Annotated in this window: 15 protein-coding genes and 1 other RNA gene; 4 read left to right on the top strand and 12 right to left on the bottom strand. The window is 61.0% G+C overall.

Going from position 1 to position 17,341, the window contains the following annotated elements:
- Window positions 1-5: 5 nt before the first annotated feature.
- From mraY to rsmI, 9 genes are all read right to left on the bottom strand, one after another.
- On the bottom strand, window positions 6-1,088 hold the full coding sequence (mraY, locus tag AO064_RS23425) for a phospho-N-acetylmuramoyl-pentapeptide-transferase (protein ID WP_064054787.1): 1,083 nt from the start codon (window positions 1,086-1,088) through the stop codon (window positions 6-8).
- Complete coding sequence (locus tag AO064_RS23420) at window positions 1,088-2,458, bottom strand: UDP-N-acetylmuramoyl-tripeptide--D-alanyl-D-alanine ligase (protein ID WP_064054786.1); 1,371 nt, start codon at window positions 2,456-2,458, stop codon at window positions 1,088-1,090. The genes mraY and AO064_RS23420 overlap by 1 nt, the downstream gene beginning before the upstream one ends.
- Window positions 2,451-3,914, bottom strand: a complete 1,464-nt coding sequence (locus tag AO064_RS23415; RefSeq protein WP_064054785.1) for a UDP-N-acetylmuramoyl-L-alanyl-D-glutamate--2,6-diaminopimelate ligase — start codon at window positions 3,912-3,914, stop codon at window positions 2,451-2,453. The genes AO064_RS23420 and AO064_RS23415 overlap by 8 nt, the downstream gene beginning before the upstream one ends.
- Window positions 3,914-5,656, bottom strand: coding sequence for a peptidoglycan D,D-transpeptidase FtsI family protein (locus AO064_RS23410; RefSeq protein ID WP_163825657.1), 1,743 nt, complete (start codon window positions 5,654-5,656; stop codon window positions 3,914-3,916). Before AO064_RS23410 ends, AO064_RS23415 begins: the two co-directional genes overlap by 1 nt.
- A complete protein-coding gene (gene ftsL / locus AO064_RS23405; RefSeq protein WP_004371991.1) occupies window positions 5,656-5,949 on the bottom strand; it encodes a cell division protein FtsL in 294 nt (97 codons plus the stop codon). Before ftsL ends, AO064_RS23410 begins: the two co-directional genes overlap by 1 nt.
- Window positions 5,946-6,893, bottom strand: a complete 948-nt coding sequence (gene rsmH, locus AO064_RS23400; protein WP_012722289.1) for a 16S rRNA (cytosine(1402)-N(4))-methyltransferase RsmH — start codon at window positions 6,891-6,893, stop codon at window positions 5,946-5,948. Before rsmH ends, ftsL begins: the two co-directional genes overlap by 4 nt.
- A complete protein-coding gene (mraZ, locus tag AO064_RS23395; RefSeq protein WP_003171868.1) occupies window positions 6,890-7,345 on the bottom strand; it encodes a division/cell wall cluster transcriptional repressor MraZ in 456 nt (151 codons plus the stop codon). Before mraZ ends, rsmH begins: the two co-directional genes overlap by 4 nt.
- A 354-nt stretch (window positions 7,346-7,699) precedes the next feature.
- Window positions 7,700-8,053, bottom strand: an RNA gene (gene rnpB / locus AO064_RS23390) — RNase P RNA component class A.
- Between the two features lie 96 nt (window positions 8,054-8,149).
- Window positions 8,150-9,055 carry a 16S rRNA (cytidine(1402)-2'-O)-methyltransferase gene (gene rsmI / locus AO064_RS23385; protein WP_162471070.1) on the bottom strand — a complete coding sequence of 302 codons (906 nt, stop codon included), beginning with the start codon at window positions 9,053-9,055 and terminating at the stop codon, window positions 8,150-8,152.
- A 176-nt stretch (window positions 9,056-9,231) separates the two neighbouring features.
- On the opposite strand from rsmI, the gene AO064_RS23380 reads away from it, so the two are divergent.
- The 4 genes from AO064_RS23380 (at window position 9,232) to AO064_RS23365 (ending at window position 12,678) form a co-directional block, all read left to right on the top strand.
- The gene (locus tag AO064_RS23380; protein ID WP_064054784.1) at window positions 9,232-11,043 is read left to right on the top strand and encodes a penicillin-binding protein activator; all 1,812 of its coding nucleotides are present in this window, start codon (window positions 9,232-9,234) and stop codon (window positions 11,041-11,043) included.
- A complete protein-coding gene (locus AO064_RS23375; protein WP_043204808.1) occupies window positions 11,043-11,414 on the top strand; it encodes a YraN family protein in 372 nt (123 codons plus the stop codon). Before AO064_RS23380 ends, AO064_RS23375 begins: the two co-directional genes overlap by 1 nt.
- Window positions 11,415-11,506: 92 nt before the next feature.
- Window positions 11,507-12,100: a phosphoheptose isomerase gene (locus tag AO064_RS23370; protein WP_007904374.1), complete on the top strand. Its 594-nt coding sequence runs from the start codon at window positions 11,507-11,509 to the stop codon at window positions 12,098-12,100.
- Entirely contained in the window at window positions 12,097-12,678 is a 582-nt protein-coding gene (locus AO064_RS23365) for a BON domain-containing protein (RefSeq protein WP_012722284.1), read from the top strand. Before AO064_RS23370 ends, AO064_RS23365 begins: the two co-directional genes overlap by 4 nt.
- 61 nt (window positions 12,679-12,739) lie before the next feature.
- On the opposite strand, the gene AO064_RS23360 is transcribed toward AO064_RS23365, so the two are convergent.
- The 3 genes from AO064_RS23360 to AO064_RS23350 all read right to left on the bottom strand — a co-directional run bounded on the left by AO064_RS23360 (window position 12,740) and on the right by AO064_RS23350 (window position 17,212).
- Window positions 12,740-13,513: a YiaD family glycine zipper/OmpA-like lipoprotein gene (locus tag AO064_RS23360; protein WP_012722283.1), complete on the bottom strand. Its 774-nt coding sequence runs from the start codon at window positions 13,511-13,513 to the stop codon at window positions 12,740-12,742.
- A 198-nt stretch (window positions 13,514-13,711) separates the two neighbouring features.
- Entirely contained in the window at window positions 13,712-14,356 is a 645-nt protein-coding gene (locus AO064_RS23355; protein WP_064054783.1) for an MBL fold metallo-hydrolase, read from the bottom strand.
- A gap of 126 nt (window positions 14,357-14,482) precedes the next feature.
- Entirely contained in the window at window positions 14,483-17,212 is a 2,730-nt protein-coding gene (locus AO064_RS23350; protein WP_064054782.1) for a winged helix-turn-helix domain-containing protein, read from the bottom strand.
- Window positions 17,213-17,341 lie beyond the last annotated feature (129 nt).

Below are 17,341 nucleotides of genomic sequence, written 5' to 3'. Positions count from 1 at the left end.
CGTTTCTACCTCAGTTTCAGGGTGGCAAGGCCGACCAGTACCAGAATCACGGTGATGATCCAGAAACGGACAATCACGCGTGGCTCAGGCCAGCCCTTGAGTTCAAAGTGGTGGTGAATCGGCGCCATGCGGAACACGCGGCGCCCGGTCAACTTGAAGGACGCCACCTGGATGACCACCGACAGGGTTTCCATCACGAACACACCGCCCATGATGAACAGCACGATTTCCTGGCGCACGATCACTGCAATGGTGCCGAGGGCTGCGCCCAGCGCCAGTGCGCCGACGTCGCCCATGAAGACTTGTGCGGGGTAGGTGTTGAACCACAGGAACCCCAGGCCGGCACCGATCAGCGCGCCGCAGAACACGATCAATTCACCTGCGCCCGGTACATAAGGGATCAGCAGGTATTCAGCGAATTTCACGTTACCCGACAGGTAGCAGAAGATGCCGAGCGCGCCGCCCACCATCACCGTCGGCATGATCGCCAGGCCGTCGAGGCCGTCAGTCAGGTTCACCGCGTTGCTGGAGCCGACGATCACGAAGTAGGTCAGCACCACGAAGCCGATGCCCAGTGGAATGCTGGCGTCCTTGAGCATCGGGATGATCAAGGTGGTTTCGACCGCACTTGGCGCTGTCGTGTAGAGGAAAATCGCGGCGCCGAGGCCAAACACCGACTGCCAGAAATACTTCCAGCGGCTTGGCAGCCCCTTGGAGTTTTTCTCGATCACTTTGCGGTAGTCATCCACCCAACCGATGGCACCGAACAGCAAGGTCACCAACAGCACCACCCATACGTAGCGGTTGTGCAGGTCAGCCCACAGCAAGGTGCTGATGCCGATGGACGACAGGATCAATGCGCCGCCCATGGTCGGGGTGCCGGATTTGGACAGGTGCGACTGCGGGCCGTCATTACGGACCGATTGACCAATTTGCAGGTTCTGCAGGGTGCGGATCATCCACGGCCCCAGGAACAGCGACAAACACAGCGCAGTCAGCACACCCAGAATCCCGCGCAGGGTCAGGTACTGAAAGACCGCGAAGCCTTTGTGGAACTGTTGCAGATACTCAGCCAGCAGCAGCAGCATTAATGTTTCTCCGTACTTGAGCCACACAAGGCCGCGACGACGTTTTCCATCACCGCGCTGCGCGATCCCTTGATCAAAATGGTTGTGTGCGTGTCGTGTTCAGCCGCCGTCAGCGCCTGGATCAGCTCGGCCTGGGTCGCGAAATGCCGCGCACCGGGCCCGAACGCGTTGACGGCATGCGCCATGTTCGGGCCGACGGCGTAGAGCGCATCGACTTTGCCGCTGGCGTAAGCGCCGACTTCGCGGTGGGACTGCTCGGCCCAGTCGCCCAGTTCGGCGATATCGCCCAGTACCAGCACCTTGCGAGTGTCGAAGCCTTTGAGCAGGTCGATAGCGGCGCAGACCGAGGACTGGTTCGCGTTGTAGGTGTCGTCGATCACGCGCATGCCGTTAGTTGCCAGTTGCGCGACGGTGCGGCCCTTGACCGGCTGCACTGCGCCCAGGCCAGTGGCGATACCAAACAACGACACGCCCAAGGCATAGGCCGCAGCGGCAGCGGCCAAGGCGTTGGCGACGTTATGGTTACCCAGCAGGTTCAACTGCACATGTTCGCTGCCTTGCGGGGAGTGCAAGGTAAAGGACGGGCAACCACGGGCATCGACAGTGATGTTCGAGGCGTGGAAATCGGCCGCAGCGTTGAGCACGGCAAACGTCAGGACCTTGCGACCGGCGGCGCGTACACGCCAGGTTTCGAAGGCCTTATCGTCCAGATTCAATACCGCTGTGCCCGAAGCGTCGAGGCCTTCGAGGATTTCACCCTTGGCTTCGACGATTTTTTCCGGGCCACCGAACTCACCGACATGGGCGGTACCGGCGTTGTTGATAATCGCGACGTGGGGCTTGGTCAACGCCACGGTGTAGGCGATTTCGCCGATGCGCGAAGCCCCCAGTTCGATCACCGCCGCCGTGTGTTCCGGGGCCAGTTCGAGCAGGGTCAGGGGTGCGCCGAAATCATTGTTGAGGTTGCCACGGGTAGCGAGCACCGAGCCGCGCGTGCGCAGCACACCGGCGAGCAGTTCCTTGACCGTGGTCTTGCCGCTGGAGCCGGTGATGGCCGCAACGGGATTAGTGAATGCGGCACGGTTCAACGCCCCCAGCTGGCCGAGGGCCAGGCGCGTGTCGGCGACCAGCAGTTGCGGCAATGCAGAGTCCGCCACTTCACGCTGCACCAAGGCACCTACAGCCCCTTTGGCGGCGACGTCATTCAGGTAGTCGTGACCATCGAAGCGCGGGCCGGCGAGCGCGACAAACAGTTGCCCCGGCTTGATGTTGCGACTGTCGATACTGACGCCGTCGAAACTGCAATCGCTCGACAGCACTCGGGCCGACAGGGCCTGGGCCAGCTCGTTGAATGTCATCGCTTTAAGCATGGGCGACCTCCCAGGCCGTCAAGGCGTGATCGGCCTCGACCAGATCGGAGAAGGCATGGCGTTCGCCGTTGATTTCCTGATAGTCCTCGTGACCTTTACCGGCCAGTACCACCACATCGTCAGCGCTGGCGCTGGCGATCAATTGGGCGATGGCCGCACCGCGACCGGCGACGAAAGCGGCCTTGGACACGTCGTTGAAGCCCGCGCGGATGTCGTCGAAAATCTGGCTCGGGTCTTCGCTGCGCGGGTTGTCGTCGGTGACGAGCACGCCATCGGCCAAGCGCTCGACGATCTCGGCCATCAACGGACGCTTGCCGCGATCGCGATCACCGCCACAACCGAACAGGCACAGTAATTTGCCCTTGGTGTGTGGGCGCAGGGCTTCCAGGACTTTTTCCAGGGCGTCGGGGGTGTGGGCGTAATCGACCACCACCAGCGGCTGCTTGCCGCCACCGAGGCGCTGCATGCGACCGGCCGGGCCCTCAAGCTTGGGCAGCACGCGCAGGATTTCATCCAGGGCGTAATCCAGGCCGAGCAGCGCACCGATGGCGGCGAGGACGTTGCTCAGGTTGAAGCGCCCGAGCAATGTGCTGCGCAGATGGTGTTCGCCCTGAGGCGTGACCAACGTGGCGCGCACGCCTTCGTCATTAAATTGGGCTTCGCGGCAGAACAGGTACGCGCTGGAATCTTCCAGGCTGTAGCTGATCAGGCGCGCTTCGCTGTCTTCGGCGGCCAGTTGGCGGCCGAATGCGTCATCCAGGTTGACCACCCGACACTTCAGGTCATTCCAGGCAAACAGCTTGGCCTTGGCGGCGGCGTAAGCCTCCATGGTGCCGTGGTAGTCCAGGTGATCGCGGGACAAGTTGGTCATCACCGCCACGTCAAAAGCCAGGGCGGTGACGCGGCCCTGATCCAGGCCGTGGGAAGAAACTTCCATGGCGACCGCCTTGGCACCGGCCTTTTTCAGGCCGGCCAGGGTCGCTTGCACGGCGATCGGGTTCGGCGTGGTGTGCAGGCCGCTTTGCAGCGCGCCATAAAAGCCGGTGCCCAAGGTGCCGACGATGCCGCAGTGCTGCCCCAACAGGTCAAGCGCTTGCGCGACCAACTGGGTCACGCTGGTCTTGCCGTTGGTGCCGGTGACGCCCACCAGGTTGAGGTGACGGCTCGGGTCGCCATAGAAGCGACCGGCAATATCCGACAACTGTTTTGCCAACCCTTTGACCGGAATCAACGGCACATCGGTGATCGGCAGCACGGTGGCGCCTTCCACTTCATAAGCCACTGCCGCAGCACCGCGCTGCAACGCATCGGCGATATGCGCACGGCCATCGTACTTACCGCCCGGCACCGCCAGGAACAGGTCACCGGCGCGTACATTACGGCTGTCCAGCGTCAACTCGCGAATCAACAGATCACGACCGGCGTGGGCAAAAATCTTGTTCAGGCTAAGAGACATCAGCCGCGCCCTCCATTGGCTTTTACAGCAGCGGCCGGTGGTCCGGCGTTCGCTTGTTGGGTCGGCGGCAGGTTGTCCGGCGTGATGTTCATCAGGCGCAGGGTGCCGGACATCACTTTGCTGAACACCGGCGCCGAGACCAGGCCACCGAAGTAACCGGCTTTGCTCGGTTCATCGATCACCACGACAATGGCGTAGCGTGGGTCGCTCATCGGGCCGAAACCGGCGAACAGCGAGCGGTAGGAGTTTTCGGCGTAGCCCTTGGTGCCCACCGATGTCTTACGCGCCGTACCCGACTTGCCGGCCACGTGGTACGCCGGCACCTGGGCACGGAACACACCACGAGGGGCTTCGATCACTTGTTGCAGCATGCCTTGCATGGTCTTGGCGACGTTTTCGGGAATCACCTGGGTGGCTTTCGGTGCCTCGTCGACGTGGATCAGGCTCAGTGGAACCATTCGGCCATTATTCGCCAATACAGAGAAAGCATGAGCCAATTGGATCGCCGTCACCGACAGGCCGTAACCATAGGAAAGCGTGGCGGTCTCGGCCTTTTTCCAGTCGCGGTAGTTCGGCAGGTTACCCACACGCTCGCCGGGGAAATCCAGGCCGGTGGGTTGGCCCAAACCGATCTTCTGTGCGAGGTGGTAGATGGTTTCGCCGCCAATATCGAAGGCGACCTTACTCATGCCCACGTTACTGGAGTTGATCAGGATACCTGTCAAATCCAGCACCGGACCTTCGGTGCGCGACACGTCGCGAATGGTGTATTTGCCTAACTGCAACGTGCCAGGATACACCTCGACCTTGTCGCTGGGTTTCCAGCGCCCGGTTTCGAGGGCGGCACTCATGGAGATGGCTTTCATGGTCGAACCCGGCTCGAACACGTCGATCATGGCGCGGTTGCGCATCATCGCCGGTTGCAGGTTGCGACGGTTGTTAGGGTTGTAGGTCGGCTGGTTGACCATGGCGAGGATCTCGCCGGTCTTGACGTCCATGATCACCAAGCTCCCGGCCTTCGCGCCGTTCTCGATGATCGCGTTACGCAGCTCGCGGTTGGCCAGGTATTGCAGGCGCAGGTCAATCGACAACGCCAAGGGCTTACCGGCCTTGGCGTTTTTGGTGACTTGGACATCCTTGATCAGCCTACCGCGCCGATCCTTGATGACTTGTCGTTTGCCGGGAACCCCGGCCAGCCATTCATCGTAGGCCAGTTCCACACCTTCGCGGCCGTGGTCATCAATGTCGGTAAAGCCAACCATATGCGCGGTGGTTTCACCGGCCGGGTAGAAACGACGGAATTCCTCGATGCCGTAGACACCGGGGACTTTAAGGTCGAGCACTTGCTGGCCTTGCTCGGGCGTCAAGCCGCGCACCAGGTAGATGAATTCTTTGTTGGCCTGGGCCTCAAGGCGTTCAGCCAAGGCTTTCGGGTCCTGGCCCAGGGCGGCAGCGAGTTGCGGCCAGCGGTCTTTGGCGACCTGCAATTCTTTGGCGTTGGCCCACAGGGTAGTTACCGGTGTACTGACGGCCAGGGGCTCGCCATTACGGTCAGTGATCAGGCCGCGGTGCGCAGGAATCGGAATATGCCGCAGGCTGCGGGCGTCGCCCTGGCCGATCAGGAAGTCGCGGTCGACCACTTGCAGGTCGATGATCCGCCAGGCGATCGCACCCACCATCAATGCCAGCAAGCCGAGCATCAGGCGGAAACGCCATGGGTAGAGTGCGCCCTCGAGTTTCATCATGGCGCCACCATGCGAACGTCAGCAGCGCCCGGAATGTGCATTTTCAGCTGTTCGGTGGCCAGCACTTCGATGCGGCTATGGGCCGTCCAGGTGCTTTGCTCCAGGATCAACCGACCCCATTCCGCTTGCGCCTTGTCACGCACGCTCAATTCCCCGTACAGGGTATTGAGCAGTTGACGGTTGTAGTGGGCGCTGTAGGACACCGCAATCGCGGAAACCAGCACGCCGACAAACAACAGCAACATAAAGAAGCTGCCGCCCGGGAGGGGCTTGGCGAAAAGCTTGCTCACCGCAACTTCTCCGCAACACGCATGACAGCGCTACGGGAACGTGGGTTGGCCTTGAGTTCGGCTTCGGAAGCGAACTGCGCTTTGCCATGGATTTTGATTTTCGGCACAAAGGCTTCGAAACGCACCGGCAGGTTGCGCGGCAGGTTGTCGGACTCGCCCTTGACCAGGCGGCGCATGAACAATTTGACGATACGGTCTTCCAGGGAGTGGAAGCTGATCACCACCAGGCGCCCCCCCACTTCCAGCGCCTCGAGGGCAGCCTCGAGGCCGGCCTCCAGGTCGCCCAATTCGTTGTTGACGTGAATGCGCAGGCCCTGGAACGCACGGGTGGCCGGGTTCTTGCCCTTTTCCCATGCTGGGTTGGCGACCTTCAGCACTTCGGCCAGGTCAGCGGTGCGTTCAAACGGCTGGATTTCGCGACGCTCAACCACGGCGCGAGCCATGCGACCGGCGAAGCGCTCTTCACCGTATTCCTTGAACACACGGGCGATTTCTTCCACTGGCGCGGTGGCGATGAACTGCGCAGCACTCACGCCACGGGTCGGGTCCATGCGCATATCGAGCGGACCATCGTTCATGAAACTGAAGCCGCGCTCAGGGTCATCGAGCTGTGGCGAAGACACGCCCAGATCGAGCAAAACCCCGGCCACCTTGCCTGCCATGCCGCGCTCGGCGACTTCGGCACCCAGCTCGGCAAAGCTGCGCTGCACAACGACAAAGCGGCCGTCTTCGGCCGCTAGCGCTTGCCCGGTGGCAATCGCTTGGGGGTCTTTGTCGAACCCGAGGAGCTTACCGTCGGACCCGAGCTGGCTGAGTATCAACCGGCTATGCCCGCCCCTGCCGAACGTGCCATCCAAATAGCAGCCATCCGCGCGTACGGCGAGAGCCTCAACGGCTTCGTCAAGCAGTACGGTGATGTGGTTAAAGCCGCTATCAATAGTCACAGGATCAAATCACGCAGTTCATCAGGCATGGCGCCCGGTTGTTGAATAGCAGCCAGGTCTGCTGCAGAAACAGCATCCCAGGCATCTTCGTCCCACAATTGGAACTTGTTCAGTTGGCCGACCAGCATTGCGCGCTTGTCGAGCTTGGCGTACTCGCGCAAACGCGGGGGCACCAGGAAACGACCGCTGCCATCGAGCTCGAGGTCGACGGCATTACCGATCAGCAAACGCTGCAGGCGGCGGTTTTCTTCACGCAATGAAGGCAGGGCGCGCAACTTGGTTTCAATCAACTCCCACTCATCGAGCGGGTAAACACATAAACAAGGGTCAACGGCATCAATGGTGATGATCAACTGTCCGGAACTTCGCGAAATGAGCTCGTCACGATACCGGCTCGGCATGGCGAGACGGCCTTTTGCATCGAGACTGATAGCGTTAGCTCCGCGAAACACAGATGCGTTTCTCCAAATTTTAGCGTTTTACGTTCAAAAAACCCACTTTGTGCCACTTTCCGCCACTTGCGCACACTATAGGAATGCGCCCACCACACCGTCAAGGCGCGGATTCAAGGAAAAGCCTTACAGAACGGAGATTTAGGAGCGCAAACGGAGGAGAAACCAGAGTTCGACGGTATTTGTGGCCCAACAAGCGCAAATAGCTCAAAGCGCTATAGGCCAAAGTTAAAGTAATTTATTAAGAGTAAGATTTTTTTGGTATTACGAAGATGCATCTGCCAATGATTTGGCAGGGAGGGATTCTTGCGTTACTACCGGGTTTCTGCCCGAGATTCGGACAGAAGGAAAAAGGTGGAGAGTCGATCTATAAGCCGGGTTCTGTCTTGAACAGTCATTCGTCTACGATGGCCATCACTGGACATCTTTAGCAACCTACCCGGTCCCAGCGCGGGCCACGCCTTGGGACCCTATTTGGTCTTGCTCCAAGTGGGGTTTACCTAGCCACGAACTGTTGCCAGTCGCGCGGTGCGCTCTTACCGCACCTTTTCACCCTTACCGGCACCGAAGCGCTTAGGCGGTTATTTTCTGTGGCACTTTCCGTAGGCTCACGCCTCCCAGGCATTACCTGGCACTTCGCCCTATGGAGCCCGGACTTTCCTCCCCCCCCTAATTTTCATAGAAGGCAGCGACTGTCCAATCGACTCTCCGCCGCGCAGGTTAACGGCACGGCGGAGTTAGGACAAGTATTAAAAGTACAGCAATGCCATCACCTTCGGACGAAATACCGGTTTAACCCCGGAACTATTCGGCTTTCTGTTTATCCAGCGCAACTTGATACAGCACATTCTTGCGTGCACCGGTAATTTCAGCGGCCAACGCCGCAGCACGCTTGAGGGGCATTTCCTTGAGCAGCAGGTCCAGCACACGCATCGCCTCGCTACTGACGGCGTCCTCGCTTTCCGGTGCCGTCCAACCCGCCACCAGCACCACACACTCGCCGCGCTGCTGATTGCTGTCGCCTTCGACAAACCCACGCAGCGCCTCCAAGGGCAGCCCCTTGAGGGTTTCGAACGTTTTGGTCAGCTCACGGGCCAGCAGCGCCAGGCGCTCGCCGCCAAACACCAGCTCCATGTCCTGCAGGCATTCAAGGATGCGATGAGGCGCTTCGTAGAAAATCAAGGTGCGCGGCTCTTCCTTTAGCGCTTGAAGACGCGCACGCCGCCCTACCGCCTTGGCCGGCAAGAAACCTTCGAAGATAAAGCGGTCGGAAGGCAGGCCGGCCGCCGACAATGCAGCGATCAGCGCGCAGGCTCCCGGAACAGGCACTACATTGATACCAGCGGCCCGCGCCTGGCGCACCAGATGGTAGCCAGGGTCGGAGATCAGCGGGGTACCCGCGTCGGAGATCAGCGCCACGTCGTCGCCCGCCAGCAGGCGCACGATAAAACGGCTGCCTTCTTCGCGCTCATTGTGTTCATGGCAGGCTGCCAAGGGCGTGCTGATACCAAAATGCTGCATCAACCGCTGGGAGTGCCGTGTGTCTTCGGCCGCGATCAATTTAACCTCGCGCAACACTTTAAGCGCCCGGGCACTGATGTCGTCCAGGTTGCCAATGGGCGTCGCCACGACAAAAAGCGAGCCTGCAGTGGAATTCAAAGGACCTGGAGCAGTCAAAACGCACACCTCGATGGTTGGCAAAAGCCACATTGTAGCGCGTAGGCGCCTTGAAAATATGCCATCACGGCCGACGCTTTTTCAGCCTTCCGTCACCAATATCAACATTTGCACAACCTAAATCGACGGTTTCACGCCAGTAACATCGCGCCTGGGCCAGTGCTTGGGTACAATTCCACGCTAATTTGATCGGTATCAGGAACACTTACATGATCGCTTGCCTGCGGCTGCTCTCCGCCCTCTGCCTCGCTGCCTTATTGGCCGCGTGTGCCAGCTCGCCCTCGTCCAGCCTTGGCGACCTTCCACGGACCCCGGACGCCAGTATCGAGCAACTGCTCGAACAGGCCACTACCGCCAAGACGCCAGAACAGGCGGCTATGCTGCGCCTGAGCGCAGCCGACCTGGCCTACAAACAGAACAATCCTGGCCGCTCGTCGCAGATACTTGCGCAGGTGCCCCTGGATGTCCTCAAGCCAGCCGCGCAAGTATTTGCCAGCACCCTGGCCGCCGAACTGGCCATGACGCGCAACCAGCCCAAGGCCGCGCTGACCGCCTTGAACCACCCGAGCCTGCAAAACCTGAAGGACCTGCCGCCTGAACAGCAGATCCGCACCGGCACTGTGCATGCCCGCGCTTATGAAGCCGATGGCCAGACCCTGGCCGCCGCCCGCGAGCGCGTTGCCATGGCCCCACTGCTCACAGGCGATGCCGCCAACAGCAACCACGAAGCCATCTGGGCATTGATCGCCGCCCTGCCGGCCGAACAACTGCAAGCCAGCGGCAACCCGGTGCTGGACGGCTGGATCACCCTGGCCCAGTCGGTCAAGGGCGCCGGTACGCTGGAGCAACAACAAGCCGCCATCGACACCTGGCGCGCGCAGAACCCGGGCCACCCGGCTGCCGTGCAGCTGCCGACGCCGCTCACCAAGCTCAAGGAACTGGCCAGCCAGCCCCTGAACAAGATCGCCCTGCTGCTGCCGCAGGATGGCCCGCTGGCCTCCGTCGGCAAGGCGCTGCGTGAAGGTTTCATGGCTGCGCACTACCAGGCCGAACAGGCCGGGCAGAAGCCGCCGGTGATCGAGTTCTATGACAGCTCGCGCCTGACCTCCATCGATGAGTTCTACGCCAAGGCCCAGGCCGCCGGCGTGCAGTTGGTGGTCGGCCCGCTGGAGAAGCCGCTGGTCAAACAACTCAGCGCGCGCCCGCAATTGCCAATCACCACCTTGGCACTGAACTACAGTGAGACGGATCGCAGCCCTGCGCAGTTGTTCCAGTTCGGCCTGGCCGCGGAAGACGAAGCCCGCGAAGTCTCGCGCCGTGCACGGGCCGACGGCCTGCATCGTGCTGCGGCCATGGTGCCGCGTGGCGAATGGGGTGAGCGTGTCTACAAGGCCTTCCGTCAGGATTGGGAAGCCAACGGTGGCACGGTCATGGGGGTTGAGTACGTTGATCAGCCAGTGGCCCTGGCCCAGCAGATCGCCGACCTGTTCCAACTGCGCAAAAGCGAAGGCCGTGCCAAGAGCCTGCAAAGCACCGTCGGCACCGACGTAGCCGCGCAGCCGTCGCGTCGCCAGGACATCGAGTTCATCTTCCTGGCCGTGACCCCGCAATTGGCCCAGCAGATCAAGCCGACCCTGAACTTCCAATACGCCGGCGATGTGCCGGTGTACGCCACGTCCCACGTATTCAGTGCCAGCGGCGACAAGAACCAGTACCTGGACATGACCAACGTGATGTTCTGCGAAACCCCTTGGCTGCTCAACACCACCGACCCGCTGCGCAACCAGGTTGCCGCACAATGGCCGCAGGCCAACGGCAGCCTTGGCCGTCTGTACGCGATGGGCGTCGACGCCTACCGCCTGGCGCCACGCTTGGGGCAACTCAAGGCATTGCCGGATACCCGCGTTGACGGCCTGTCGGGCAACCTGGGCATCAGCGCCAACCAACGCGTTGATCGCCAGATGCCTTGGGCGAAATTCGTCGGCGGCGAGATCCAGCGCCTGCCGGACACCCCTCGCTGATGCCTGAGAGGTCCAGCGCACAAAGCGGCAAGGATGCCGAACTTCAAGCGCTGAAATACCTGCAGCACCAGGGTCTGCGCCTACTGGCGCAGAACTGGTTATGTAAACGTGGCGAGCTTGATCTGGTCATGCTTGACGGCGATACAGTAGTATTCGTCGAAGTCCGCTACAGAAAACACGCACAATGGGGTGGCGCGCTCGCCAGTATTGACGGGCGCAAGCGTCAGAAGCTGATACTCGCCGCGCAGTTCTTCCTGCAAAAAGAGCATCGCTGGGCCGACGCCCCCTGCCGTTTCGATGTGGTTGCCCTAGAAAGCACACCGTCTGGTCAGGCTGATCTGAACTGGCTCAAAGATGCCTTCGACAGCTGATTCACCGGACATCTTCACCCAACACTTTTGCTCTTTGCTTTGCGGGCTGCACATTCCTGTGCCAAACAGCCGCGCTACTTAAGGTCACACAGATGGACATGCAATCCCGAATTCGCCAGCTTTTCCAGGCCAGCATCGACACCAAGCAACAGGCGATGGACGTACTTGCACCGCACATCGAGCAAGCCAGTCAGGTCATGGTCAATGCGCTGCTCAACGAGGGCAAAATGCTTTCGTGCGGCAACGGCGGTTCGGCCGGCGATGCCCAGCATTTCTCGTCCGAGCTGCTCAACCGCTTCGAGCGTGAGCGTCCGAGCCTGCCGGCCATCGCCTTGACCACCGACTCGTCGACGATCACCTCGATCGCCAACGATTACAGCTACAACGAAATCTTCTCCAAGCAGATCCGCGCCCTGGGCCAACCAGGTGACGTGCTGCTGGCGATTTCCACCAGCGGCAACTCGGCGAATATTATTCAAGCGATCCAGGCCGCACATGATCGCGAAATGATTGTCGTAGCATTGACCGGACGCGATGGTGGAGGCATGGCCTCGCTGCTGTTGCCCGAAGACGTGGAGATTCGCGTTCCGGCCAATGTCACCGCACGTATCCAGGAAGTCCACCTGCTGGCGATCCATTGCCTGTGCGATCTGATCGACAGCCAACTGTTTGGGAGTGAAGAATGACCGTTAACCGCCTCAGCCTTTTGGCCATCACCCTGTGCCTCGCTATCAGCGGCTGCAGCACGGCCATCACTGCAACACGTGACACCCCTATTCAGGATGACAAGGGCACCCGTACTTTCGGCAGCAAGATCGATGACTCGCTGATCGAAACCAAGGTCGAAGTCAACGTCGCCAAAGCCGCTCCAGACCTGGGCAACGGTGCTTCACGCATCGTCGTCACCAGCTTCAACGGCGTGGTACTGCTGGCCGGCCAGACACCGCGTGCCGACCTCAAGGCCCAGGCCGAACAAGCCGCCGCGGCCGTGCAGCGGGTCAAGAAGGTTCATAACGAACTGCAGGTGATGGACCCGATCACGCTGCTGGCCATCAGCAACGATGCCCTGCTGACCACCAAGATCAAGGCGCAGATGCTCACCGATAACGCGATTCCCGGCTCGCGCATCAAGGTCGTGACCGACAACGGCATCGTTTACCTGATGGGCCTGCTGACCCAGGCTGAAGCCACTCGCGCCGCCAACCTGGTGCAGGGCGTGTCGGGCGTACAGAAAATCGTCAAGGTCTTCGAGTACATCGATTGATGTAACCGACAGCCACAAAAAAGGGCGCCTTACACAGGCGCCCTTTTTTATTAACGAATGTTTACTGGTACTGCGAGTACGGGTTGCCCTGGAACTGGTTGTTCTGCTGTGGCGCCTGTTGCTGGGCACCTGGCTGGCCGTACTGCTGGCCTGGGATCGGGCCGAGGTTCACTTCCACGCGACGGTTCTGGGCACGGCCGTTGACGTCAGCATTGCTGGCAATCGGGTTATCCGGGCCAGCACCGCGAGCGCTCAAGTTCGCACCGTTGACGCCTTGGGAGGTCAGGTAGTTGGCCACGCTCTGCGCACGGCGCTGGGACAGGTCCATATTCAGTTGGCGGCTACCGGTGCTGTCGGTGTAGCCCACGATCTGGATGGTGTTCTGGTTGAACTGCTTGAGGGAGTTGGCCAGGTTATTCAACGGCTGGTAGAAGCTGCTGGAGATCGCGTCGGAGTTGGTGGCGAAGGTGATGTTGCCGGGCATGATCAGCTTGATTTGGTCGCCCTGGCGCTGAACTTCAACACCGGTGTTGGCCATGCTTTCACGCAGTTTCTTTTCTTGCTGGTCGGCATAGTAGCCATAGCCTGCGGCACCGGCACCTGCAACGACCGCGCCGATCAGCGCGCCTTTGCCACGGTTATTATGGTCGATGGCGGCACCGGCCAATGCACCGGCCAGGGCACCCAGGCCACCGTACTTGGCAGTCTTGCTCATACCGCCGGATTCATTACTCGCCTGTCCCTGGCTGCTGCCGTCATAAGGGTTAGGTGATGCGCAGCCAGACAACAGGGCTACGACCGTAGCAACAACAAGCAGACGACGCGAAGTGAACATGAAGGGAGCTCCTACTTTTGCATTCTGAGGTGCAGAGGACATTGGCAATGGACCTGTGCCGAGTTTTGAACGCGACAAACGGTAAAAATTCCGTGCCTACAGAAACCGTAGCAGACCCACGCTGAACACGACCTGAGTTTTTGCTACAACGCTTGCCAATCCTGGCCAGAGAACAGCGCCGCCCCCGCAATTATTCCCTCACGCCCGCACAAAAGGGTTCTCACGCATTTCATCACCCAAGCGGGTATCCGGCCCATGGCCGGTCACCACCGTCGCCCCTTCATCCAGCGTGTACAACCGTTGTTTGATCGAACGCACAATGGTCGCCTGGTCCCCGCCCCATAGATCCGTGCGCCCGATACCGCGCCGAAACAGTGTGTCGCCCGCAATCAGCAGCTTGGCGTCGGCAAACCAGAAACTCATCGAACCCGGCGTGTGCCCCGGCGTGTGCAACGCCACGCCGCAACCGCAGGCCAATTCCTCATCATCTTCCAGCCAGCGATCAGGCGAAGGCACCGGGGTGTAGGGAACGCGAAACATCTGGCATTGCATTTCCAGATTGTCCCAGAGGAATTGATCTTCCTTGTGCAAGTGCAATGTAGCGCCGGTCTTCTCTTTCAACTGTCCGGACGCCAGGAAGTGATCCAGGTGGGCATGGGTGTGGATGATGCTGACCACCTTGAGGCCCAAGGCATCGAGCCGCGCCAAGATCAGCTCATGGTTGCCACCGGGGTCGACTACGATGGCTTTTTTGCTGATCGGGTCGCCGATGATGGTGCAATTGCACTGCAGGGGGCCGACGGGGAAGGTTTCGCGGATAAGAGTCGGCTTGGCGGATTCCATGGAAGGGCTCTCGTGCAAATGAAATGACGTTTTCAGGCGAGTATCGCCAGAATAATTGCACTATTAGAACAGACTGAGCCCGCTTCGCCGCCCAACGTGAGCAAGCTCGCTTGCCACAGGGTATCTCTAGCCAATCAACCTCAGTTCCTGCGCCCGCGCCACCGCCTGTGTGCGCCGCTCAACCCCCAGTTTGCTGTTGATGTGACTGGCGTGAGTCTTGACGGTGTGTAGCGAGATGAACAGCCGATTGCTGATCTCCTGGTTCGAACAGCCTTGGGCGATCAATTGCAGCACCGCCAGCTCCCGCGCACTCAAGGTTTCATGGGTTGAAGCAGCCTCCACCACCACGACCGCCGGCAACAGCGCCTGCAGGCTCTCGTTGAGTAAACCATGAGGATCTTTGGCGAGTTGCTCGCGCATCCATTCCGGGTGGGCTTCCAACAACCGCTGGAAGGGTTGCAACGCGCCACCGGCACCCGCCTCCAGTGCCTGGACCAGCACCGGACGCGCCTTGGTTTCCTGACCGCCTTCAATCAGCAGTTGCACCTGTTGAGTCAGGGCCATGAGGGCGATCATCTGGCGGCCGCTGTTGTGGGCCTGTTGTGCCAACTCTTCAAGCCGGAGCAGCGCCGCCGCGGGTTGATGGCGAATGGCATCCAGGGCCGCCTGCTGCAACCCGATATGTTGCGGCAGGTGTGGATGAAACTCTGGCGCGGCGGCAGCCTGCTCACCGTTGTAGGTTTGCGCCAGGCGGGTCAGCCAGGCGTCGGCCAGGTCGGTGCGGCCCTGGGCAAGCCACAGCTCGCATTTGATCAGGGTGATCATCGCCAGGTAGTAGATCGGTGGCACGTCCCAGATATGCATCAGCCGCTCCGCCTCGGCGAGCTCGGCAAAGGCACGGGCGAAGTCGCCACGACGGCCTTCGAAACTGGCGATCACACAATGGCCGATCAACACGCTGATGTCGCGACAAGCGCGGGCTTCGGCGAGGCCGGCGCGCAAGCGGGCGAGCCCGGCTTCGGGCTGGAGCCGCACCAGCAGCAAAAAACCTTCATAGAGCGATAGACGCGCGCGCACCGCGTACAACCGTTGAGGCGCCAGGCCCTGCAGGCGTTGCAGGCCCTGGCGCACTTCATCCAGGGAGCGCAGGATTTCGCCGCGCGCCTGCAACACACGCGCACGGTCGTAATGGGCCAGGGCCTCGAACAACGGGTTGCCGACGCGCTGCGCCAGCTCCAGGGATTCGCGATTCAAGCCACGGGCACGCCACAGATCGGCATCGACAATGGCCAGGTTGGAGAGGGTCGACAGGCACATCAGTCGCTGGCCGTAACGCCGTTGCGGCAGGCTTTCCAACGCTTCGCTGCAATAGCGCTGGGTCAGCTCGCGATCGCCCCGGCCCCGGGCGATGATCCCGCTCAGCGCCAGCCATTGAGCCAGCATCGATTTCTGCGCGGTGGCCGACGGTGCCGGCAGGAAGCGGCTGAGATAGCTGGACAGCTCCTCCGCCGCGTCCAACTGACAGGCCAGGCCCAAAGCCCAGCTGTAGAGCACGATCAAGCGCGGCGTGCTGATCAGCAGGCTGTCGGGCAAGTCCATTTTCCAGCGCAGCAGCATGCCCACATTCTGCTCGGCCAACAGTTGCTCTTCGGACAGGTTCTGCACCAGGTTGGCGGCTACATCCAGGTGACCGGCGCGCAACGCCTGCTCCACCGCTTCATCGATCAAGCCCTGGGCATTGAACCACCGGCACGCACGCAGGTGCAGGCTGGCCGCCGGCAGCACGTTGCTGCTGGCGCGTCGGGTGCGCAGCAGGTCGGAAAACAAATGGTGGTAACGGTACCAATGGCCCTGCTCGTCGAGCGGTACCAGGAACACTTGGTGGGCTTGCAGGTAACGCAGGATTTCGGCGCTGTCATGAGCTTCGCGCACGGCGTCGCAGAGCGCGCTGCAAAAACGATCCTGAGGGGCGGTGTCGTACAAAAACGCCTGCACGTCGGCCGGCAGGCAGTCGATCACTTCTTCCAGCAGGTAGTCGCGGATCAGCCCTTCCCCCCCGTGCAGGCTCTGGGGCAGGGCACCGTCACTGCCGGCTTCAGAGGCGGCCAGCAACCAGAAGCGCAAACCGGCGACCCAGCCTTCACTGCGGCGGATCAGGTTGTCGAGGGCTTCGCCGCGCAAGGAACTGCTGTGGCGATCCAGCACCGCCAGGGATTCGCCGTGCGTCAGGCGCAGGTCTTGTTCGTGCAGCTCGAGCAGGTGGCGCGACAACCGCAGCCGCGCCAGATGCCAGTCCGGGCGCTGGCGGCTGGTGACCAGCACCACCAGGCCATCGGGCAAATGGTTGAGGAAAAACTGCAGGCAGCGATCGAGCACCGGCCCTTGGGCCAGGTGATAGTCATCCAGCACCAGCAACAGCGGCGCGCGGGTAGACAGGTGCACCGTCAGCTCATCGAGCAGGCCGTCCAGCCATTCTTCGAAGGCAAAGGGTTGGTGACGCTGGCGCATTTTCAGCAGGCCCAGGGATTGGGCGCCGAGTTGCGGGAAGAATTGCTGCAAACCGTCGAGCAGGCGTTCGAGGAAACGGCCGGGGTCGCTGTCACGCGGGCTCAGGCCCAGCCACAAACTCTGCCAATGGGGCGGCAGACTCTGGCAGAACTCCACCGCCAACGAACTCTTGCCGAACCCCGCCGGCGCGCTGACCAGCAACAGCCGCCCTTCCAGCCCGGCACTCAGGCGCTCGCACAGGCGCGGTCGCAGCACGTAGCCGTCAGGCAGGGGTGGCCTGTAGAAACGACCTTCCAGGGTGGGGATTACCGCACTGGCAGGCCCTTGGATTCGGGACAGATCAGTCATCGCCGGGCTCTTGTAGAAGGCTGTTGTCGGCATTGCAGATGTCCGCAGACTAGCGGTAAAAGCGGCAGGTTTGTAGATCTTTGCAACATTTGCCTGAAAAAGAACTGCGACAAAAAATGTGGGAGGGGG

Origin of the sequence: Pseudomonas marginalis (genome assembly GCF_001645105.1) — a bacterium.
GTDB classification, from domain to species: domain Bacteria; phylum Pseudomonadota; class Gammaproteobacteria; order Pseudomonadales; family Pseudomonadaceae; genus Aquipseudomonas; species Aquipseudomonas petroselini.
This window is presented reverse-complemented; position numbering and strand designations above follow the sequence as displayed.

What these genes read in the sequence shown, in the direction of transcription:
- mraY (WP_064054787.1), bottom strand. Translation starts at nt 1,088, where the DNA reads ATGCTGCTGCTGCTGGCTGAGTATCTGCAACAGTTCCACAAAGGCTTC.
- AO064_RS23420 (WP_064054786.1), bottom strand. Translation starts at nt 2,458, where the DNA reads ATGCTTAAAGCGATGACATTCAACGAGCTGGCCCAGGCCCTGTCGGCC.
- AO064_RS23415 (WP_064054785.1), bottom strand. Translation starts at nt 3,914, where the DNA reads ATGTCTCTTAGCCTGAACAAGATTTTTGCCCACGCCGGTCGTGATCTG.
- AO064_RS23410 (WP_163825657.1), bottom strand. Translation starts at nt 5,656, where the DNA reads ATGAAACTCGAGGGCGCACTCTACCCATGGCGTTTCCGCCTGATGCTC.
- rsmI (WP_162471070.1), bottom strand. Translation starts at nt 9,055, where the DNA reads ATGTGGCTTTTGCCAACCATCGAGGTGTGCGTTTTGACTGCTCCAGGT.
- AO064_RS23380 (WP_064054784.1), top strand. Translation starts at nt 9,232, where the DNA reads ATGATCGCTTGCCTGCGGCTGCTCTCCGCCCTCTGCCTCGCTGCCTTA.
- AO064_RS23375 (WP_043204808.1), top strand. Translation starts at nt 11,043, where the DNA reads ATGCCTGAGAGGTCCAGCGCACAAAGCGGCAAGGATGCCGAACTTCAA.
- AO064_RS23370 (WP_007904374.1), top strand. Translation starts at nt 11,507, where the DNA reads ATGGACATGCAATCCCGAATTCGCCAGCTTTTCCAGGCCAGCATCGAC.
- AO064_RS23365 (WP_012722284.1), top strand. Translation starts at nt 12,097, where the DNA reads ATGACCGTTAACCGCCTCAGCCTTTTGGCCATCACCCTGTGCCTCGCT.
- AO064_RS23360 (WP_012722283.1), bottom strand. Translation starts at nt 13,513, where the DNA reads ATGTTCACTTCGCGTCGTCTGCTTGTTGTTGCTACGGTCGTAGCCCTG.
- AO064_RS23355 (WP_064054783.1), bottom strand. Translation starts at nt 14,356, where the DNA reads ATGGAATCCGCCAAGCCGACTCTTATCCGCGAAACCTTCCCCGTCGGC.
- AO064_RS23350 (WP_064054782.1), bottom strand. Translation starts at nt 17,212, where the DNA reads ATGACTGATCTGTCCCGAATCCAAGGGCCTGCCAGTGCGGTAATCCCC.